This window comes from Mycobacterium sp. E1214, from assembly GCF_001666755.1.
Classification (GTDB): Bacteria; Actinomycetota; Actinomycetes; order Mycobacteriales; family Mycobacteriaceae; genus Mycobacterium.
The window spans coordinates 58,045-76,403 of sequence record NZ_LZJC01000090.1 but is presented as its reverse complement, the minus strand read 5'-3'; the positions used below and the strand labels follow the sequence as shown (position 1 = coordinate 76,403).

The 18,359-nt window shown below is 70.6% G+C and carries 13 protein-coding genes and 1 riboswitch; of the genes, 7 read left to right on the top strand and 6 right to left on the bottom strand.

From position 1 onward, the window contains the following. Positions 1–99: 99 nt before the first annotated feature. Positions 100–1,152, bottom strand: a complete 1,053-nt coding sequence (locus A5700_RS12520; RefSeq protein ID WP_068073998.1) for a S1C family serine protease — start codon at positions 1,150–1,152, stop codon at positions 100–102. Positions 1,153–1,341: 189 nt separating this feature from the next. On the opposite strand from A5700_RS12520, the gene A5700_RS12515 reads away from it, so the two are divergent. Both A5700_RS12515 and A5700_RS12510 read left to right on the top strand, forming a co-directional pair. After that, a complete protein-coding gene (locus A5700_RS12515; protein ID WP_068074000.1) occupies positions 1,342–1,770 on the top strand; it encodes a TIGR03668 family PPOX class F420-dependent oxidoreductase in 429 nt (142 codons plus the stop codon). Positions 1,771–1,875: 105 nt separating this feature from the next. Further along, positions 1,876–4,029 (top strand): elongation factor G-like protein EF-G2, encoded by a 2,154-nt coding sequence (locus tag A5700_RS12510; protein WP_068073893.1) that lies wholly within the window; start codon positions 1,876–1,878, stop codon positions 4,027–4,029. 5 nt (positions 4,030–4,034) lie between these two features. On the opposite strand, the gene A5700_RS12505 is transcribed toward A5700_RS12510, so the two are convergent. Beyond that, a complete protein-coding gene (locus A5700_RS12505; RefSeq protein ID WP_068204778.1) occupies positions 4,035–5,609 on the bottom strand; it encodes a FadD7 family fatty acid--CoA ligase in 1,575 nt (524 codons plus the stop codon). Between the two features lie 251 nt (positions 5,610–5,860). On the opposite strand from A5700_RS12505, the gene oxc reads away from it, so the two are divergent. Then, positions 5,861–7,597, top strand: a complete 1,737-nt coding sequence (oxc, locus tag A5700_RS12500) for an oxalyl-CoA decarboxylase (RefSeq protein WP_068073897.1) — start codon at positions 5,861–5,863, stop codon at positions 7,595–7,597. Here oxc and A5700_RS12495 read toward each other — a convergent pair. Then, complete coding sequence (locus tag A5700_RS12495) at positions 7,581–8,513, bottom strand: LysR family transcriptional regulator (RefSeq protein WP_068074001.1); 933 nt, start codon at positions 8,511–8,513, stop codon at positions 7,581–7,583. The two genes, oxc and A5700_RS12495, sit on opposite strands and share 17 nt — an antisense overlap. Before the next feature lie 219 nt (positions 8,514–8,732). On the opposite strand from A5700_RS12495, the gene A5700_RS12490 reads away from it, so the two are divergent. Further along, positions 8,733–9,488 carry a L,D-transpeptidase family protein gene (locus tag A5700_RS12490; protein ID WP_068074003.1) on the top strand — a complete coding sequence of 252 codons (756 nt, stop codon included), beginning with the start codon at positions 8,733–8,735 and terminating at the stop codon, positions 9,486–9,488. A gap of 142 nt (positions 9,489–9,630) precedes the next feature. Beyond that, positions 9,631–13,167, top strand: a complete 3,537-nt coding sequence (gene car, locus A5700_RS12485) for a carboxylic acid reductase (RefSeq protein ID WP_068074005.1) — start codon at positions 9,631–9,633, stop codon at positions 13,165–13,167. Between the two features lie 10 nt (positions 13,168–13,177). Here the strand turns inward: car and A5700_RS12480 are convergent, their stop codons facing one another. Continuing rightward, positions 13,178–13,786 carry a hypothetical protein gene (locus tag A5700_RS12480; protein WP_068073899.1) on the bottom strand — a complete coding sequence of 203 codons (609 nt, stop codon included), beginning with the start codon at positions 13,784–13,786 and terminating at the stop codon, positions 13,178–13,180. 153 nt (positions 13,787–13,939) lie between these two features. Between A5700_RS12480 and A5700_RS12475 the strand changes: the two genes are divergently transcribed. Beyond that, complete coding sequence (locus A5700_RS12475; protein WP_068073901.1) at positions 13,940–14,878, top strand: NADP-dependent oxidoreductase; 939 nt, start codon at positions 13,940–13,942, stop codon at positions 14,876–14,878. Between the two features lie 19 nt (positions 14,879–14,897). Here A5700_RS12475 and A5700_RS12470 read toward each other — a convergent pair whose 3' ends face one another. Beyond that, a complete protein-coding gene (locus A5700_RS12470; RefSeq protein WP_068073903.1) occupies positions 14,898–15,113 on the bottom strand; it encodes a hypothetical protein in 216 nt (71 codons plus the stop codon). A gap of 232 nt (positions 15,114–15,345) precedes the next feature. Next, positions 15,346–15,525, bottom strand: a riboswitch (M-box (ykoK) riboswitch). Positions 15,526–15,602: 77 nt separating this feature from the next. Between A5700_RS12470 and A5700_RS12465 the strand changes: the two genes are divergently transcribed. Next, positions 15,603–16,259, top strand: coding sequence for an O-methyltransferase (locus A5700_RS12465; RefSeq protein WP_068073905.1), 657 nt, complete (start codon positions 15,603–15,605; stop codon positions 16,257–16,259). 4 nt (positions 16,260–16,263) lie between these two features. Here the strand turns inward: A5700_RS12465 and A5700_RS12460 are convergent, their stop codons facing one another. Beyond that, complete coding sequence (locus A5700_RS12460; protein ID WP_068074006.1) at positions 16,264–18,261, bottom strand: acyltransferase family protein; 1,998 nt, start codon at positions 18,259–18,261, stop codon at positions 16,264–16,266. Positions 18,262–18,359 lie beyond the last annotated feature (98 nt).

Below are 18,359 nucleotides of genomic sequence, written 5' to 3'. Positions count from 1 at the left end.
AAATCCACGATGCCACGGATACCCGAGGCGCGACATTCGAAATCACTTCGACGCAGACGCGGCGAAATAGTTCCGGCGCCAACGGATTCGACGCGGCGATCAGGCCGGGGGCCCCTCCGCCAGGGTCACGTTGACCGTGCGGTCGCCGTTGCCGCCGGGACGATAATGCACCGCGATGGTGTCGCCCGGGTGATGCGGGATGAGCACTTCGGTCATGGAGGTGGCCCCGTTGATGGGCACGCTGTCGACGCCCGTGATCACGTCGCCGGGCGAGATGCCCGCGCCGCCGGCCGGGCCGGTGTTGACCACGCGCTCCACCCGCGCGCCGTTGCCCCCGTTGTCCGTCACACCCAGGCCGAGGAAGGCGGTCGGGCCGACGTGAACGGTGTTCGAGCCGGCGCCGGACCGGATCTGCCCCGCCACGCCCATCGCTCGGCCGATCGGGATCGCGAAGCCCTGCCCGCCCGACATCTTGTAGCTGTCGGTGGCCGCGGTGTCCACGCCGACCACCCGGCCGTCACCGGTCACCAACGGGCCACCGGAATCACCCGGCTTGATCGGGGTGTCCGAATGGATCAGCCCGCTCAGCGACTCGTTGGCGCCGGTCAACGTGTCCGTCGCCGACACCGTCTGGTTCAGCCCGATGACCGTGCCGCTCACGGCACTGGGCGTTCCGCCCTGGCCGCCCGCGTTACCCAGCGCGACCACCGGCGTGCCCACCGAAACGCCCCCGCCGATGGCGGCGGTGGGCAGGCCGGCGGCACCGCGCAGCTGCAGCACCGCGATGTCGGCGTTGCGGTCGTAGCCGATCACGTCGACGCCGTAGGTCTGGCCGTTGCCGACGTCGAACGCGCTGATGTCGGTGGCGGCCGAGATGACGTGATTGTTGGTGAGCACGACGCCGCTCGGGTCGATCACGATGCCGGTCCCGGCGCCCACGGCGTTGTTGTAGCCGAACTTGGTGTCGATGTTGACCACCTGCGGCCCCACCTGGCCCACCAGCGCCGATGGGTCGAGCGGCGCCAACGGGCGGTCGAGCGGCGCCGGGGCCGGCGCCGCGGACGCCGGCGCCACGGCCGGACCCACCCCCAGGCCGATCACCGTCAGCGCGCTCACCAACCACCGAACCGAGCGGCGGTGCGATTTGCTCATCTCGTCGCCTTCCTGCGTCGCGGAAACCACCAAGCCGTCCCGGCCTGAGGATCTGGGCGGCACTAGTTTGTGTATATAACCGTAATGCAGGTAGCTATTCCCGGCACGGGTCAGGTTTGTGCCGGCCGGCCTGGCGCGGGGCCCGGTTGGTGCCCGGCCGCGCGGCTGTCGTCGCCCTAGGCTGTGACGGTGGGCGACTTCGATCCCCGGGCCCGGTTCGCCGCCGCCGCGGTGGCCCGGCTGGCGACGGTGACGCCCGACGGCTCGCCCCACGTGGTGCCCGTCGTGTTCGCGGTCGACCCCGACGGCCGCAACGTCGTGTACACCGCCGTCGACGCCAAACCCAAGACCACCCGTCGGCTGCGGCGGTTGGCCAACGTCGACGCCGAACCCCGGGTGAGCCTGCTCGTCGACCACTACGCCGACGACTGGACGCAGTTGTGGTGGGTGCGCGCCGACGGCGACGCCTCGGTGCACCCCGACGGCGCGGTCGCCGACCGGGGCTTACAGCTGTTACGAGCGAAATACCCGCAGTACCAATCGGTTCCGGTGGCCGGCCCGGTGATCGCGGTCACGGTGCACCGCTGGTCGGACTGGCGTCACACCGGCGGGCGCTGAGCCGGGCCCGCCGAACTGCCCGCGAGGTCTTGTGGTCGGCCGGTCCTTGGGTGAATCGTGGCTAGATGGGCGCGCAACGGCGCGCGCCCGAACCTGGAGGATGCCATGGCGGACAGGACGAATTCTTCCCGCGGCGCGTCGCCCGCCCCGACTGCCAACGGCCCAGGCGGGATCCGCAACGTCGTCCTGATCGGTCCCTCGGGCGCCGGCAAGACCACGCTCGTGGAGGCGCTGTTGGTGGCCGGCGGCGTCCTGACCCGAAGCGGTTCCGTCGCCGACGGCAGCACGGTCTGCGACTACGACGAGGCCGAGATCCGCCAGCAGCGATCGGTGGGCGTGGCCGTCGCGTCGCTGTCGCACGACGGCGTGAAAATTAACCTCATTGATACGCCCGGCTACGCGGACTTCGTGGGCGAATTGCGCGCCGGCCTGCGAGCCGCGGACTGCGCGCTGTTCGTCATCGCGGCCAACGAGGGCGTGGACGAACCCACCAAGTCGCTGTGGCAGGAATGCGATCAGGTCGGCATGCCCCGCGCCGTGGCGATCACCAAGCTGGACCACACCCGGGCGAACTACCCCGAAGCGTTGGCCGCCGCCCGAACCGCGTTCGGCGACAAGGTGTTACCGCTATACCTGCCGATCGGGCTGCCCGCCTGCGAAGGACTGATCGGGCTGCTGTCCCGGCAGCGGTACCGCTACCGCGGCGGCGAGCGCACGGTGCATCCGCCGGATCCCGCCGATGCCGAACTCGTCGAGGAGGCGCGGGGCGCCCTGATCGAGGGAATCATCGAGGAATCCGAGGACGAGTCGCTGATGGACCGCTACCTCGGCGGCGAAGCCATCGACGAGGCCGCGCTGGTCGAGGACCTGGAACGGGCTGTCGCCCGCGGCTCGTTCTTCCCGGTGATCCCGGTCTGCAGCGCCAGCGGCGTGGGGACGGTCGAGCTGCTTGAGGCCGCCACCCGCGGCTTCCCGTCGCCCATGGAACACCCACTGCCCGAAGTGTTTACGCCGCTGGGCGCCCCGCACGCGGCCCTGGTTTGTGATGCCGGGGCGCCGCTGCTCGCGGAGGTGGTGAAGACGACGTCGGACCCCTACGTCGGGCGGCTCAGCCTGGTCCGGTTGTTTTCCGGCACCATTCGGCCCGACGCCACCGTGCACGTGTCAGGACATTTCGCGTCGTTCTTCGGCGCCACCGACCGGGCCGGGGGCACGCATCCCGACCACGACGAGGACGAGCGCATCGGCGGCCTGTCGTTCCCGCTGGGCAAGCAGCAGCGCCCGGCGCCCACCGTGGTCGCGGGCGACATCTGCGCGATCGGCAAGCTCAGCCGCGCCGAGACGGGCGACACCCTGTCGGACAAGGCCGAGCCGCTGGTGCTCAAGCCGTGGACGATGCCCGAACCGCTGTTGCCGGTCGCGATCGCCGCGCACGCCAAGACCGACGAGGACAAGCTGTCGCTGGGCCTGGGCCGCCTGGCGGCCGAGGACCCGACGCTGCGCGTGGAGCAGAACGCCGAGACCCATCAGATCGTGCTGTGGTGCATGGGCGAGGCGCACGCCGGCGTGGTCCTCGACGCGCTGGCCAAGCGGTACGGCGTCGCGGTCGACATCGTCGAGTTGCGGGTGCCGCTGCGAGAGACGTTCGGCGGCAAGGCAAAAGGCCACGGCCGTCACGTCAAGCAGTCGGGTGGCCACGGCCAGTACGCGGTGTGCGACATCGAAGTCGAGCCGCTGGCCGAGGGCTCCGGGTTCGAGTTCGTGGACAAGGTGGTGGGCGGCGCGGTGCCGCGGCAGTTCATCCCGAGCGTCGAGAAAGGCGTGCGCGCCCAGATGGACAAGGGCGTGCACGCCGGCTACCCGGTGGTCGACATCCGGGTCACCCTGCTCGACGGCAAGGCGCACAGCGTGGACTCGTCGGACTACGCCTTCCAGATGGCCGGAGCGCTGGCGTTGCGCGAGGCCGCCGCGGCGGCGAAGGTGACGCTGCTCGAGCCCCTCGACGAGGTCGCGGTGCTGGTCCCCGACGACTTCGTCGGCGCGGTGCTCGGTGACCTGTCAGCCCGCCGCGGGCGGGTGCTCGGCACGGACGTCGCGGGCCGCGACCGTACCGTGGTCAAAGCCGAAGTGCCGCAAGCGGAATTGACTCGCTACGCGATCGACCTGCGGTCGCTGGCGCACGGGGCGGCGTCGTTCACGCGCTCGTTCGTGCGCTACGAGCCCATGCCCGACGCCGCGGCCGTGCGGTTGAGCGGCTGAGGCCCTCAGGCACCGCCGAATTGGCGAGCGACGGCCCGGCGGTCCAGCGACCCCTTCGCGGTATGCGGCAGCTCGGCGGCCGGCTCGAAGCTGGCCGGCACCTCGAACGGCGCCAGCCGCTCGCGGCAGAACTCGGTGAGCTCGTCGGCCGTCGGTGCGGCGGACCCCCGGGCGACGAACGCCGCGGCCACCGCCTCGCCGTACAGCTGGTCCGGCACCGCGAAGACGGCCACCTCCAGCAGGTCCGGGTGGCTGGCCAGCACACCCTCGACGTGCTCGGGCGAGATCTTCTCGCCGCCGCGGTTGATGAGCTCCTTGATGCGGCCACGGATCACCAGATCGCCGGCCGGCGACAGGGTGCCCAGGTCGCCGGTGTGCAGCCACCCCTCGGTGAAGTTGGCCGCCGTGATCTTGGGGTCACCGAGGTACCCGCGCACCACCGTGGGGCCGTGCAGTTGCACCTCCCCGACCTGCTCCGCGGGCAAGACGCTACCGTCCGGGCCGACGATGCGGATCTGGGGTCCGGTCGACCTGCCCACCAAACCCGGTGTGGCGCCCGGGTTTTCGTCCGCCCCGCTGCCCCCGATGGGGGTGGTGGCCACCTGGTGGGTGGCCTCGGTCATGCCGAAGGCGCACACCACCGGCGCGGAGAAGGTGTCGTGCAGCGCCTGCGCCGTCTCGCCGGTCAGCGGCGCGCTGCAGCTGCGGATGAAGCGCAGCGTGGCACCGCCCGCCTGCTCGGTCTTGGCTCGCTCCAACAGGATCTGATGGATCGTCGGCACCGCCGTGTACCAGGTGGCCTGCACGGCGTCGATGTCGTCCCAGAACGTGTGCGCCGAGAACCGGCCGCGCGCCGGGAGCAGCACCGCTCCCCCGGACGCCAGGGTGGCCAGCAGCGCGGCCAACAGCCCGTGGCCGTGATACAGCGGCATCACCGCGACGGTCGCGTCGTCGGGGCCCAGCCCGTAGCCGGCGATGATCGCCGCCACCGAGGCGGCGATGTTGTCCCGGGTCCAGGGCACCATCTTCGGCACGCCGGTCGTCCCGCCGGTGAACATGATCATGGCGTCGTCCTCGCGCAGGCCCTCGGGCGTGGCGACGTCGCGGCGCGGCGGGACGGCGGCGTCGAGGTGGGCGGCCGGAGCGTCACCCGCCGTCACCGCGATCGGCCACCACGGCAGGGCGTGCCCATCGTTGTCGCCGGGGGCGGCGCCGTCGACGAGCACGTCGCGGGCGCCCACGGCGTCACCGCGGGTGCGCTGCTCGGCCACGGGCAACGCCGGGTCCAGCGGCACCAGCACCAGGTCGGCCCGCGAGGCCGCGAGCAACCCGACGACGAACTCCGCGTTGCTGCCCGCACGCAGCGCGACCCGGTCGCCCGCGGCCAGGCCGGCCCGCTGCAGTTGCCCGGCCAGGTCGTCGACCAGCCCGGTGAGCTGCCGGTAGGTGATGGGTTTGCGGCCGGCGGTGACCACCAGCGCGCGGACGTCCGGCGACCGATCGGCCACCGCCGCGATCAGATCGGCCACCCGTCGGCTCGCGGATCCCGTCGTCGTGCCGACCTCGCTGCTGACGGTCATCGCCGCCTCCTTCGTCTGGGATGAATGGCTTCCCTTGGCACCATGCCGGGTAGTTTGCCCGGGCGTCCAATATCGATTCGCTCACGCCCGATAACCCTCGGCTATCGAGGCGGCCGAGCAGCGGTAATAACCGCGGTGGATGGTTGCATAGCGGCGAAGTCTTGGACAACGCGGCGGCCGCGACGGCACAGTGAAGGCAAGGCGCGAACACCACGATCCTCTTAACAAGATCCTCTTAAGGAGCCGTCACCATGAGCACCAACTCGGCACCGCACAGCCCGGCCGGTCTGATCGACGGCTTCCACCTGGTGGTCGACGCGCTCAAGGCGAACGACGTCGACACCCTCTACGGGCTCGTCGGCATCCCGATCACCGATTTGGCGCGCGTGGCGCAGGCGTCGGGCATCCGCTTCGTCGGGTTCCGGCAGGAGGCCTCGGCCGGTAACGCGGCGGCGGCGGCCGGGTTCTTGACCCGACGCCCGGGCGTGTGCCTGACGACGTCGGGCCCCGGTTTCCTCAACGCCCTGCCGGCGCTGGCGAACGCCACCGCGAATTGCTTTCCTATGATTCAGATCTCCGGTTCCAGCAACCGCGCGCTGGTCGACTTGCAGCGCGGCGACTACCAGGACCTCGACCAGCTCAGCGCCGCCAAGCCGTTCGCGAAGGCGGCCTACCGGATCAACCGGGCGGAGGACATCGGCCGTGGGATCGCGCGCGCCATCCGCACGGCCGCCTCCGGCCGGCCGGGCGGGGTTTACCTCGACATTCCCGGTGACGTGCTGGCCCAAGTGGTGGACGCGTCGGCCGCGGAAGCCGCGGTGTGGCGGGTGGTCGACCCCGCTCCCCGGCAACTGCCCGCGCCGGATGCGGTCGACCGCGCGCTGCGCGCGCTGGCCCGGGCTCGGCGCCCGCTGATCGTCCTCGGCAAGGGGGCGGCGTACGCCCAGGCCGACGAGGTGATCCGCAAATTCGTCGAAGGCACCGGGATCCCGTTCCTCCCAATGTCCATGGCCAAGGGCCTGTTGCCGGATTCCCACCCGCAGTCCGCCGCCGCCGCGCGGTCGCTGGCGATCTCTCGCGCCGACGTGGTGCTGCTGGTCGGCGCGCGGCTCAACTGGCTTCTCGGGCATGGCCAGTCGCCGCAGTGGGCCGCCGACGCCGAGTTCATCCAGGTCGACATCGACGCGGCGGAGTTCGACAGCAACCAGCGGATCGCCGTGCCCCTGGCCGGCGACATCGGTTCGGTGCTCGAAGCGCTCGCTGACGGCGCCACGGCGCACCCGATCGCGGCGCCCGAAGACTGGACCGGTGAGCTGGCCGCCCGCCGGGCCCGCAACGACGAGAAGATGCGCGAGCGCCTGGCCGACGACCCGCATCCGATGCGGTTCTACAACGCCCTGGGCGCGATTCGCGCTGTGCTGCAGGAACATCGCGAGGCGTACGTGGTCAACGAGGGCGCCAACGCGCTCGACCTCGCCCGCAACGTCATCGACATGGAGGTGCCCCGGCACCGGCTCGACACCGGGACCTGGGGCGTGATGGGGATCGGCATGGGCTTTGCCATCGGGGCCGCCGTCGAGACCGGGCAGCCGGTGGTGGCGATCGAGGGCGACAGCGCGTTCGGGTTCAGCGGCATGGAGGTCGAGACCATCTGCCGCTACCGGTTGCCGGTGACCGTCGTGATCCTCAACAACGGCGGCGTGTACCGCGGCGACGAGGCCCCGCACGGTGACCAGCCGGCGCCCACCGTGCTCAACGCGCGGGCCCGCCATGAACTGCTCGCGGAAGCGTTCGGCGGCAAGGGTTTCCACGTGAGCACGCCGGCCGAGCTGCGGCAAGCGCTGACGCAGGCGATCGAGTCCGGCGGACCGGCGGTCATCGACTGCGAACTCGACCCGGCGGCGGGAGTGGAAAGCGGGCACCTGTCCAACCTGAACCCCGCCAGCGCGGCCAAGGCGGCCCCCGCCACCGTCAGCGCCGGCGCGTAACCCCCCGCAGCTGCGCCGCGAAAAACTCGTCGAGCCCCAGGCTCTCCGCGGACGCGGCGAAGGCACGGGCGATCGGCGAGCCGGGCCCGGCGGAGTTGATGGCCAAGGCGATGTCGGCCTTGAGCACCGGCTCGACCATCTCCACCGCGCGAATCGACGGCCCCAGCGGCGACGTCCACAGCCAGGTGTGCGGCACGATGCAGGCGGAGTTACCGGCGGTGACCTGAGCCAACAGCGAAGCCACCGAATCGGTTTCGACCTGCGGGCTGACCACGATGGAGTGGTCGGCGAAGGCTTTGTCGATGATCTGGCGGTCCCGCATCTCCGGGGTGAGGAGCGCCAGCGGCAGCTGCGCCGCGTCCGCCCACGTCATCGTCGACGCGGTGGACGCCAACATGTCCGCCGGCGAGAGCAACACGTAGCGCTCCTCGTACAGCGGCACCAGGCTCACGTCGTGGGCCTCGTCGGGCGAGGCGTGCACAATTGCGGCGTCCAGCTCGAATTCCCGTAAGCGCCGGTACAATTCGGAAGCCGCCAGCCGGGACAGGATGTGCACCTTGACCAACGGATGCGCGGAGCAGAACGCCGAGAGCACCAGCGATGCGGTCGTCGACGCGGTCGGAACCGTGCCCAGGCGCAGCGTGCCGGTGATACCGGAGCGCACCGCGTGCACCTCCGCCTTGAACGCGTCGTGCTCGGCGAGGATGCGCCTGGCCCACACCACCAGCCGTTCACCCTCCGGCGTGAGGCCCTCGAAGCTGTGCCCTCGGTTGATCAGCGTGACGTTGAGCTCACGCTCCAACTTGGCGATTGCGGCCGAGAGGGCGGGCTGGGAGACGAAGCACTTCTCCGCCGCCCGGGCGAAATGGCGCTCGGATGCGACGGCGACGAAGTACTCCAGCTGACGGAAGAGCACCCGCACCTCCTCCGCCTCGCAGGGTCGACTTTGCTGAGGCTAACCCGTCTTTGGCGGGCCAGCCAGTGCGCGCGGCGGGGGCCGGATCGGTGCCGACCCGTGTCCGGATCGGTATCGCCGCCGGGCGGCGTTGCTGGCATCGTTTGCTGGCAGCGGCGGTCGGCGCGCAGCCAGTAGTATGACGACGTGTTGATCGCACCATCTCGAAGGGTGGTCGCCATGCGGCGAGGTGTTCGTTATCTATTTGTTATGGTCGCGATCACGGCGGCCGGCCTCGTGGTCCCCGCCGGCACCGCCGGAGCCGCCATCCCGTCGCCGCAGCCCGTTCCCGGCGTCGCCTCGGTTTTGCCCGCCGCCGGCGCGGTGGTGGGGGTCGCCCATCCTGTCGTGGTGACGTTCAGCGCGCCGGTGGCCGACCGGCTGGCCGCCGAACGGTCGATCCGGGTGACCTCGGCGAGCCACACCACCGGCCACTTCGAGTGGCTCGACAACAACGTCGTGCAATGGGTGCCGAACCAATACTGGCCGGCCCACACCCACGTCTCCGTCGGCGTGCAGGCCCTGAGCACCGGGTTCGACACCGGCGACGCCTTGCTCGGCGTCGCCAGCATCTCCAAGCACACCTTCACCGTCAGCCGTAACGGTGACGTCCTCAAGACGATGCCGGCGTCGATGGGCAAGCCCAGCCGCCCCACGCCCGTCGGTAACTTCACGGCGTTGGAGAAGGAACGGTCCGTGGTGATGGACTCGCGGACCATCGGCATCCCGCTCAGCTCGCCCGAGGGATACAAGATCACCGCCCAGTACGCGGTTCGCGTCACCTGGGGCGGCGTGTACGTGCATTCGGCGCCGTGGTCGGTCGACTCCCAGGGATACGCCAACGTCAGCCACGGGTGCATCAATCTGAGCCCCGACAACGCGGCCTGGTACTTCAACCAGGTCAACGTCGGCGACCCCATCCAGGTCGTGGCGTGACCTGCCTCTTGTGACAACCGTCACAACAGATGAACGGAAGAGCACCCCGCTGCGGTGAGTTCTCGGTAGAGGAGTGATCCGAACCGAGAGGCTGGCCATGACCGATGCTGCGCGACGCGACGACGACAACCCCGCAGACCGGATGGGCCCGCACCGGGCGCGGGTCGCCGACCGCATCCGCCGGCTCGAGGCCGGTGACGAGCAGTTCCGCCGTGCGAAGCCGGATCTCGACGTGCAACGCGCCGCGCGCGAACCCGGCCAGCGGTTGCCGCAGATCCTGCAGACCTTCGTCGAGGGCTACGCGGATCGGCCCGCGCTGGGCTGGCGCGCCCGCGAGCTGACCACGGACCCCGCGACCGGACGCACCGGCTCGCGGCTGCTGCCGCGGTTCGACACGGTGACCTACCGCGAACTGTGGGACAACGTGGCGGCGATCGCCGCGGCCTGGCGCAACGACGCGGCCAATCCCGTTGCGCCAGGCGACTTTCTGGCCACCGTCGGCTTCGCCAGCGCCGAATACCTGACCCTCGACCTGGTTTGCGCCTACCTCGGGCTGGTGGCGGTGCCGTTGCAGCACAACGCCTCCGCGACGCGGCTGCAGCCTATCGTCGCCGAGGTCGAGCCGCGGGTGCTGGCCGCCAGCGCCGGATACCTCGACCTCGCCGTCGACGCCGCGGTGGGCAGCGCGTCGCTGCAGCGCCTGGTGGTGTTCGACTACCGGCCGGAGATCGACGAACACCGCGACGCGCTCGAGCGGGCCCGGGCGAAGCTGTCGGCGGCCGCGATGGCGGTGACCATCGAGACGCTCGACGAGGTGCTCGCCCGCGGGCGCACCCTGCCACCCGAGCCGATTTACACCGGTGACTCCGACGAGCGCCTCGCCATGATCATGTACACCTCGGGCAGCACCGGGTTGCCGAAGGGCGCGATGTACACCGAGCGGACGCTGTGCAAGCTGTGGACCCTCGAGATGCTCCCCGACCTGGCCGACGTGCCGGTGCTCAACGTCAACTTCATGCCGCTCAATCACCTGGGCGGCCGGATTCCGCTCGCGACGTCCTTCCAGAGCGGCGGCACCAGCTATTTCGTCCCGGAAAGCGACCTGTCCACGCTGTTCGACGACTGGAACCTGGTGCGGCCGACGGAGATGGGGCTGGTACCGCGCGTGGCCGAGATGCTCTACCAGCGCTACCAGAGCGCCGTCGACCGACGCCTGGTCGACGGGGCCGACGCCGCCGACACCGAGGAGCAGGCCCGTGCCGAGCTGCGCGACCAGGTGCTCGGGGGTCGGGTGGTGACCGCGTTCTGCGGCACGGCGCCGCTGACGGCGGAGATGCGTAACTTCGTGGAGACCAGCCTCGGGGTGCACATCCTCGACGGGTACGGCCTGACCGAGCTCGGCATGGTGACCAAGGACGGCTGGATCGCGCGGCCGCCGGTGCTGGACTACAAGCTGGTCGACGTCCCCGAGCTCGGGTATTTCCGCACCGACAGGCCGTATCCGCGCGGCGAGCTGCTGGTGAAGTCGTTGACCGCCACGCCCGGCTACTTCAAACGGCCGGACGTGACGGCCGCGGCCTTCGACGAGGACGGCTACTACCGCACCGGCGACGTGATGGCCGAGCTCGAACCGGACCGGCTGGCCTACGTCGACCGCCGCAACAACGTGCTGAAGCTGTCGCAGGGCGAGTTCGTCGCGGTGGCGCGGCTGGAGGCGGTGTTCGCCGCCGCGGCGCTGGTCCGCCAGATCTTCGTGTACGGCAACAGCGAACGGCCCTATCTGCTGGCCGTCATCGTCCCGACCGACGACGCGGTGCGCAGGTTCGCCGGTGACCCCGACGGTCTGAAGGCCGCGCTCGCCGAGTCGCTACGGCACGCGGCGCGGCTCGCCGAGCTGCAATCCTACGAGGTACCGATCGACTTCCTGGTGGAGTCCGAGCCGTTCACCGAGGACAACGGCCTGCTGTCCGGGGTGGGAAAACTGCTGCGCCCCAAGCTCAAAGAGCGCTACGCCGACGAGCTCGAGCAGCGCTACGCCGAGCTGGCCACCAACCGGGCGACCGAGCTGCGGGCGTTGCGCGACGGCGCCGAGGACCGGCCGGTCATCGACACGGTCGCCCGCGCCGCCGAGGCGCTGCTGGGTCTGCCCGACGGCCCGCCGGCGCCCGAGGCTTCGTTCATCGACCTGGGCGGCGACTCCCTGTCGGCGTTGAACTTCTCGAACCTGCTGCGCGACATCTTCGACGTCGAGGTGCCGGTCGGAACGCTCATCGGCCCGACGACCGACCTGCGTCAGATCGCCGCACTGATCGAGGCCGGGCGCGAATCGGGGAACCTGCGGCCCACGCTGGCCAGCGTGCACGGCCGCGACGCGACGTCGGCACGCGCCGCCGACCTCACGCTCGACAAGTTCATCGACGCGCAGACCCTGGCCGCCGCGCCGACGTTGCCGCACGTCACCGGCGCGCCGACCACGGTGTTGCTCACCGGGGCCAACGGCTACCTCGGCCGCTTCCTGTGCTTGGAGTGGCTGGAACGGCTGGCCGTCTCGGGCGGCCGGTTGATCTGCGTGGTGCGCGGGGCGGACGCCGCCGCGGCCACCGCACGCCTGGAGGACGCCTATCGCAGCGGCGACCCTCAGTTGTTGCGGCGGTTCCGCGAACTCGCCGCCGAGCACCTCGAAGTGCTCGCCGGTGACATCGGTGAACCGAACCTGGGCCTGGGTCAAGATCATTGGCACCGGCTCACCGAGACCGTCGACCTCATCGTGCATCCGGCGGCGCTGGTCAACCACGTGCTGCCCTACGACCAGCTGTTCGGCCCCAACGTCGTGGGCACCGCCGAGGTGATCCGGTTGGCGCTCACCGCCCGCATCAAGGCGGTCACCTACCTGTCGACCGTCGCGGTCGCACTGTCCATCGACCCGGCCGAGTTCGCGGAGGACGGCGACATCCGCGTCGTCAGCGCCGAGCGGCCGATCGACACGAGCTACGCCAACGGCTACGCCAACAGCAAGTGGGCCGGCGAGGTCCTGCTGCGCGAGGCGCACGACCTGTGCGGCCTGCCGGTGGCCGTGTTCCGGTCCGACATGATCCTGGCGCACAGCCACCACGCGGGGCAGCTGAACGTCCCCGACGCGTTCACCCGGCTGCTGATCAGCCTACTGCTCACCGGGATCGCGCCGGCGTCGTTCTACGAGGTCCCCGCCGGCGGCGGGCGGGCCAACGCCCACTACGACGGGCTGCCCGCCGATTTCGTGGCCGAGGCGGTGACCACGCTCGGGGAGCGGCTGGCGAGCACGCCCGCGGCGTACGGGGGATACCGCTCCTTCGACGTGATGAATCCGCACGACGACGGCATCTCGCTGGACGTCGTCGTCGACTGGCTGATCGGCGCCGGCCGCGACATTCGCCGCATCGACGACTACCAGGAATGGCTCGGCCGGTTCAGCACCGCGTTGCGGGCCCTGCCGGACAAGCAGCGCGCGCAGTCGGTGTTGCCGCTGCTCGACGTCTACCGCAGTCCGCAGGAGGCGCTGCGTGGTGCCCCGGCGCCCACCGAGGTGTTCCGCACCGCGGTCCAGAGTGCGAAAATCGGTGCCGACCAAGACATTCCGCATCTGTCGGCAAAGCTGATCGAGAAGTACGTCTCCGACCTGGCGCTGCTGGGCCTGGCCTGAGCAAGCCCGGTCAGCCGGGCAGCCCCTTCTTGATCGCGTCGTCCTGCTTGCCGGCGATGGCGGTGGCCAGCGCCGGGTCGACGGGATCGCCGGGTGCGCCGTCGAATTCGAGGGTGCCCAGCGCCCGGCCCTCGGTGAACAGTACGACGGTGACGGCCTGGGCGTTGTCGGGCGAGACGCCCGTGATCAGGGCGCCGGCGCCGCCCAGGCCGAGCGGCTGCCACGTGCCGATCACCTTGTCCGCGTAGGTCGCTTTCGCGGTGGCCAGCTCGGCGGTGGCGGCGTTGGGGTCCGCGAAGACCTGGACGGTGTCCCACACCCGCCGCGTCTTGTCGGCGTTGGCGAACAGCTGGGTGGCGCCGGGCGTGTTGTCGGGGTTGAGCAGCGGTGGCTGCGACGCCGTCAGCTCCCCGCCGATGTCGCGGGGCTTGACCAGCAAGAAGCTGTAGTCGGTGGGCTGACCCGGGGGCGGCCCGGTGACGGCGGTCGGCGAGCCGGGCGAGGCCGACGACGTCGCGGCCGGCGGCGCGGGCGCGGGGGTCACGCCGCAACCCGCGGCGACGGCGGCCGTCAGCGCCGCCGCGATCGTCAACGCCGGGCCGCGTCTGCCGCTGCGCACGCGTCTCCCTTCCGATCGCCCCCTGATGATTCGGGGCCGTCATTTTGCCGGCGAAATGCCGGGGTACCCCGCTGGCGTTAGGAGAACATAAGCCCGCCGGGACTCGGTGGGCGCGATTTCGGTGCCGGTGGCGGCACGCGGGAGGAGATGACAATGGGGACAGCGGCAGCGCGAGCGGTGCGGTTCGACCGGTACGGAGGCCGGGACGTCTTGTATGTGGCGGACATCGACGTGCCGACGCCCGCGGCGGGCGAAGTCGTGGTCGAGGTTCGCGCCGCGGGAATCAACCCCGGCGAGGCCGCGATTCGGTCCGGCGCGATGGAGGAGATGTTTCCCGCCACCTTCCCCTCCGGCGAGGGCAGCGACTTGGCCGGGGTCGTGACCGCCGTGGGCCCCGGTGTCACCGAGTTCTCCGTCGGCGACGAGGTGCTCGGGTTCAGCGCCCAGCGCTCCAGCCACGCCACGCACACCGTCGTCCCGGTCAACCAGCTGATCCGCAAACCGGCCGAATTGAGTTGGGAGGTGGCCGGGTCCCTGTATGTGGTCGGCGTGACGGCCTACGCGGCAGTCCGCGCCGTCGACCCGCAACCCGGCGAGACCGTTGCCGTCTCGGCCGCCGCGGGCGGTGTCGGCAGCGTGACGGTGCAGCTGCTGGGTCTGCGCAAGGCGCGGGTGCTCGGCATCGCGGGGCCGGGCAACGCCGACTGGCTGCGCGCCCACGGCGCAGTCCCGATCGCCTACGGCGACGGGCTCGCCGACCGGCTTCGCGAGGCGGCGCCGGACGGCATCGACGCGTTCATCGACCTGTTCGGGCCCGACTACGTGCAGCTCGCGGTGGACCTCGGCGTGGCGCCCGACCGGATCGACACCATCATCTCGTTCGCGAAGGCGGGCGAGGTCGGCGCCAAGACGGAGGGCAGCTCCGACGCGTCGACGCCGGAGGTGCTGTCCGAGATCGCCGACCTCGTCGCCGCCGGAACCATCGATTTCGAGATTGCCGCCACCTATCCCCTGGACCGGGTGGCCGACGCGTACGAGGAACTCGAGAAGCGGCACACTCGCGGGAAAATCGTTCTGCTGCCGCAGAATTGACGCGGGCTCAGACGTGGGCTCAGTGGCGGTGTTCGGGACGGTCCGCAGGGCGCCCACCCAGCGGCGGCGTCACCACCGCGATCGGCATCCGCGACACGTACAGGTTGGCCCGCTCTTGCGGGGTCAGGCAGAGCCTGCTGTGCATCCTGCTCGCCAGCAGCTTGCCGGCGCGCAGCATCGACATGCCGCGGGTCCTCGTGGCCCCCGAAAAGCGGTGCGAGATAACAAAGGTCATGATGTTTTCCTCCCCTGGAGCCGATCACACCGGCCCGCCCTGCGGGGCGCCGAACGAAAGTTCAGGCGGCAGAACGCTTGCCGGATCCGGATCGGGTGAAGACGACTATCGGATAGGGACTATCGCCGGGACTCATCTCGCCCTCACCTCCTCACGGCCATGACACACGCGGGTGTCAACCATCCTCACCTGTAACGAGGGAGCGCGAATGCCCGGTATAGCCGAGCCGCCGACAACACCCCCTCGTCGGAGCTTCGGCACTGCACGGCGTATCCGACCATCATTGGTGGTCCGGAAGCCACTTGGGCTCAACCCTTGGGTCCGGGAAGAGCTGTCCTGACCCGGGGCGTCTCTCGACGTTCGGGGTCAGTGGCCTGTGTCCGTGCAGACGCCTCACCTACCGAGGTGCTTGCGAAGACATGTCTACACCCCGGATTGAGGCTCGTCAAACACGTTTACAGTTTCGTGACGGCGCCTACCCTCGAGGGCATGACCACAACGCTGCAGGACCCCAGGGTCGCGTCGACGCTCGACCGCATGTACACCGAGTCGAAGAATCAGATGTCACTGCTGCGCGAACGGCGGGGCACCTTCGATCGGCCGATGAACGCCCAGGAACGTGCCGAGGCGATGAGCGAGTTCTACATCCCGGTGACGCCCGAAGCCGGCCGCCTGCTGTACTCGCTGGTGCGCGCGACCCGGCCCGCGACCGTCGTCGAATTCGGGATGTCGTTCGGCATTTCCGCCGTGCACCTGGCGTCGGCGGTGCGCGACAACGGCGCCGGCCGAGTGGTGACCACCGAGCTCAGCACCACCAAAATCGCCGCCGCCAGAGACACTTTCGCCGAAACCGGCCTCGACGACCTCATCACCATCCTCGAAGGCGACGCCCTGGTCACGCTGTCCGAGTTGTCGGGCAGCGTCGACTTCGTCTTGCTGGACGGGTGGAAAGACCTCTACCTGCCGGTGCTGGAACTGCTCGAACCGCGGTTGTCGCCCGGGGTGTTGATCGTCGCCGACAACACCAACGCCGCCGACACCCAGCCGTACCTGGACCGGGTCCGTAACCCGGACAACGGCTACGTGAGCTTCAACTTCAACGTTCGCGACAGCGACAGCATGGAGGTCAGCTGCCGCACCGGCTAAGTGTTCAGCGCAGCGATTCCTCGAGCCACGGCGTGAGCCACTTCACCCCTTCGGGGGTGAGGTGGACACCGTCGCTGCGCACCTTAATGCCGTCCACCTTCGCGGTGTAGACACCGTCCGGGCAGAGTTTCTTGTTGAGGTCGAGGATCTGGACGTTCGGGTGGTGGCCAACGGTCTTGCGCAACATGGTGTTCCACAGGTTGACGCGGTCGGGTTGGTCCTCGGGGTAGAGCCGGCCGTCCGGCTTCTCCCCGCCCCGGCTGTACGGCACCGAGGCCACGACGACGCGAACACCGTTGGCGCTGACGATGTTCAAGGCCCGCTCGAGTTCACCGTTGAGGTACGCGTCGAATGTCGGGTCGCCGATGTGCGTCCACTGGCCCTCGTTGACGCGGTCGACGGTTTCCCAGCGGCCGATGATGAGCAGCGCCACGTCCGGCTGGTCCTGGCTGACCTGCGTCGACCACCGGATCGGCCACCCGTCGCATTCCGACCGTTGCTCCAAAGTCTGCCCGAGGTAGCGGTACGGGGTGCCGCGGACCAGGCTGCAGCCGATGACGGTGTGGTCGAGGAACGCGAACCCCGGCGTCGGGGGCAGGTAGTGCATCCAGGTCCACCCGATCGAGTCGCCGAACACCGAAACGGTGAAGGGGCGGTTGGGGTCTCGCGGGCCCGGGCGCGCCGCGGGCAGCGACGGCGTGACGGCGGCCACCGCCGAGACCCCGGGCGGCAGGCCGACCTCGCGCAGCCCGGGACCGGTGCCCACCGGCACCACGAACAGGGTGATCGCGGCCGCGCTGGCGACGGTCGCGGCGGCCAGCGGCAGCAGCGGCACCCGCGCCGGGCGCCAGCGGCGGATCGGTTGTTCCAGCAGCCACCACGACGCGGCCGCCAGCGCGACGGTGGCGCCACACCGCGCGGCGAACAGCGGCAGCCCCGACCACCCGGTGCGTTCGCCGTTGAGGGCCAAGAAGATCGGCCAGTGCCACAGGTACACGCCGTAGGAGATGGTGCCCAGCCACACCAGCGGCCGCACCGCGAGCAGCCGGGCGACCAGGCCCCGCTGCTCGAGCGCCACCGGGGCGACGACCAAGACGGCGGCCACCGCGACGCCGACCAGCAGACCGCGCCGGAACTCGCCCGCGCTGCCCGTCGCGTAGTGGGTGGCGGCCGCCAACCCGGCAAGGCCGAACACGGGCAGGATCCGGGCGACCCGGCGCCCCCACCGCGTCCGGATCAGGCACCAGCCGCGGTTCAACGACGGCCAGTCCCGCACCAGCAGGGCCGCCGCCGCGGACCCGATCAGCAGCGCCTGCGCGCGGGTGTCGGTGCCGAAATACACCCGGTCCCTGGTGCCGTCGGACACCAGCACGATGGCGGCCGCGGCCGAGGCCAAAGCTCCCAGCGCGGCGACGAGGAAGGCGACGAACCGGACGTCGCCGACGGTGGCCCAGCTGCGCCGCCGCCGGGCGCGCGCCGCCAGGGCCAGCGCCACCGCGATCAGCAGCAGCGGCCACACGAAGTAGTACTGCTCCTCCACGCCCAGGGACCAGGTGTGCTGCAGCGGTGACGGCGGCGCCCCCTGGGTGAAGTAGTCGGTCTTCTGGGCGACGAAGCGCCAGTTCGCGATCCACAGGAACGCCGCGATGGCGTCGTTACGCAGGCCGGTGAGCGCCTGTTCGGGGAGCAGCCCGCGGGCCGCGGCCACCGTGAGGACCATCAACACCAGCGCGGGCAGCAGCCTGCGCACCCGCCGGATCCAGAAGCCGGTCTGGTCGATGCGGCCGGTACGGCCCAGCTCGTCCAACAGCAGGGAGGTGATGAGGAATCCGCTGAGCACGAAGAAGACGTCGACGCCGATGAAACCGCCGCTCACTCCGGGGATTCCACCGTGCCCGACGAGGACCAGCGCCACCGCGATCGCGCGCAGCCCGTCGAGCGCGGGGATCCCGTTGCGCCGCTCCGGCCGATCCCAAATCGCCAGCCGGCCGGCCCTGCGCACGGGCGCCACCCACCGGGGGTGAGCGCCACGAGCCGGTGCGGATTTCGGCCCGCCCGGCTCGGTGTCTGTCGTCAGCGCGCCCTGACCACTATCTCGTC

Coding starts and splice junctions, on each gene's coding strand:
- A5700_RS12510 (WP_068073893.1), top strand. CDS start 1,876: ATGGCGGACAGGACGAATTCTTCCCGCGGCGCGTCGCCCGCCCCGACT.
- A5700_RS12505 (WP_068204778.1), bottom strand. CDS start 5,609: ATGACCGTCAGCAGCGAGGTCGGCACGACGACGGGATCCGCGAGCCGA.
- car (WP_068074005.1), top strand. CDS start 9,631: ATGGGCCCGCACCGGGCGCGGGTCGCCGACCGCATCCGCCGGCTCGAG.
- A5700_RS12475 (WP_068073901.1), top strand. CDS start 13,940: ATGGGGACAGCGGCAGCGCGAGCGGTGCGGTTCGACCGGTACGGAGGC.
- A5700_RS12465 (WP_068073905.1), top strand. CDS start 15,603: ATGACCACAACGCTGCAGGACCCCAGGGTCGCGTCGACGCTCGACCGC.
- A5700_RS12490 (WP_068074003.1), top strand. CDS start 8,733: ATGCGGCGAGGTGTTCGTTATCTATTTGTTATGGTCGCGATCACGGCG.
- A5700_RS12470 (WP_068073903.1), bottom strand. CDS start 15,113: ATGACCTTTGTTATCTCGCACCGCTTTTCGGGGGCCACGAGGACCCGC.
- oxc (WP_068073897.1), top strand. CDS start 5,861: ATGAGCACCAACTCGGCACCGCACAGCCCGGCCGGTCTGATCGACGGC.
- A5700_RS12520 (WP_068073998.1), bottom strand. CDS start 1,152: ATGAGCAAATCGCACCGCCGCTCGGTTCGGTGGTTGGTGAGCGCGCTG.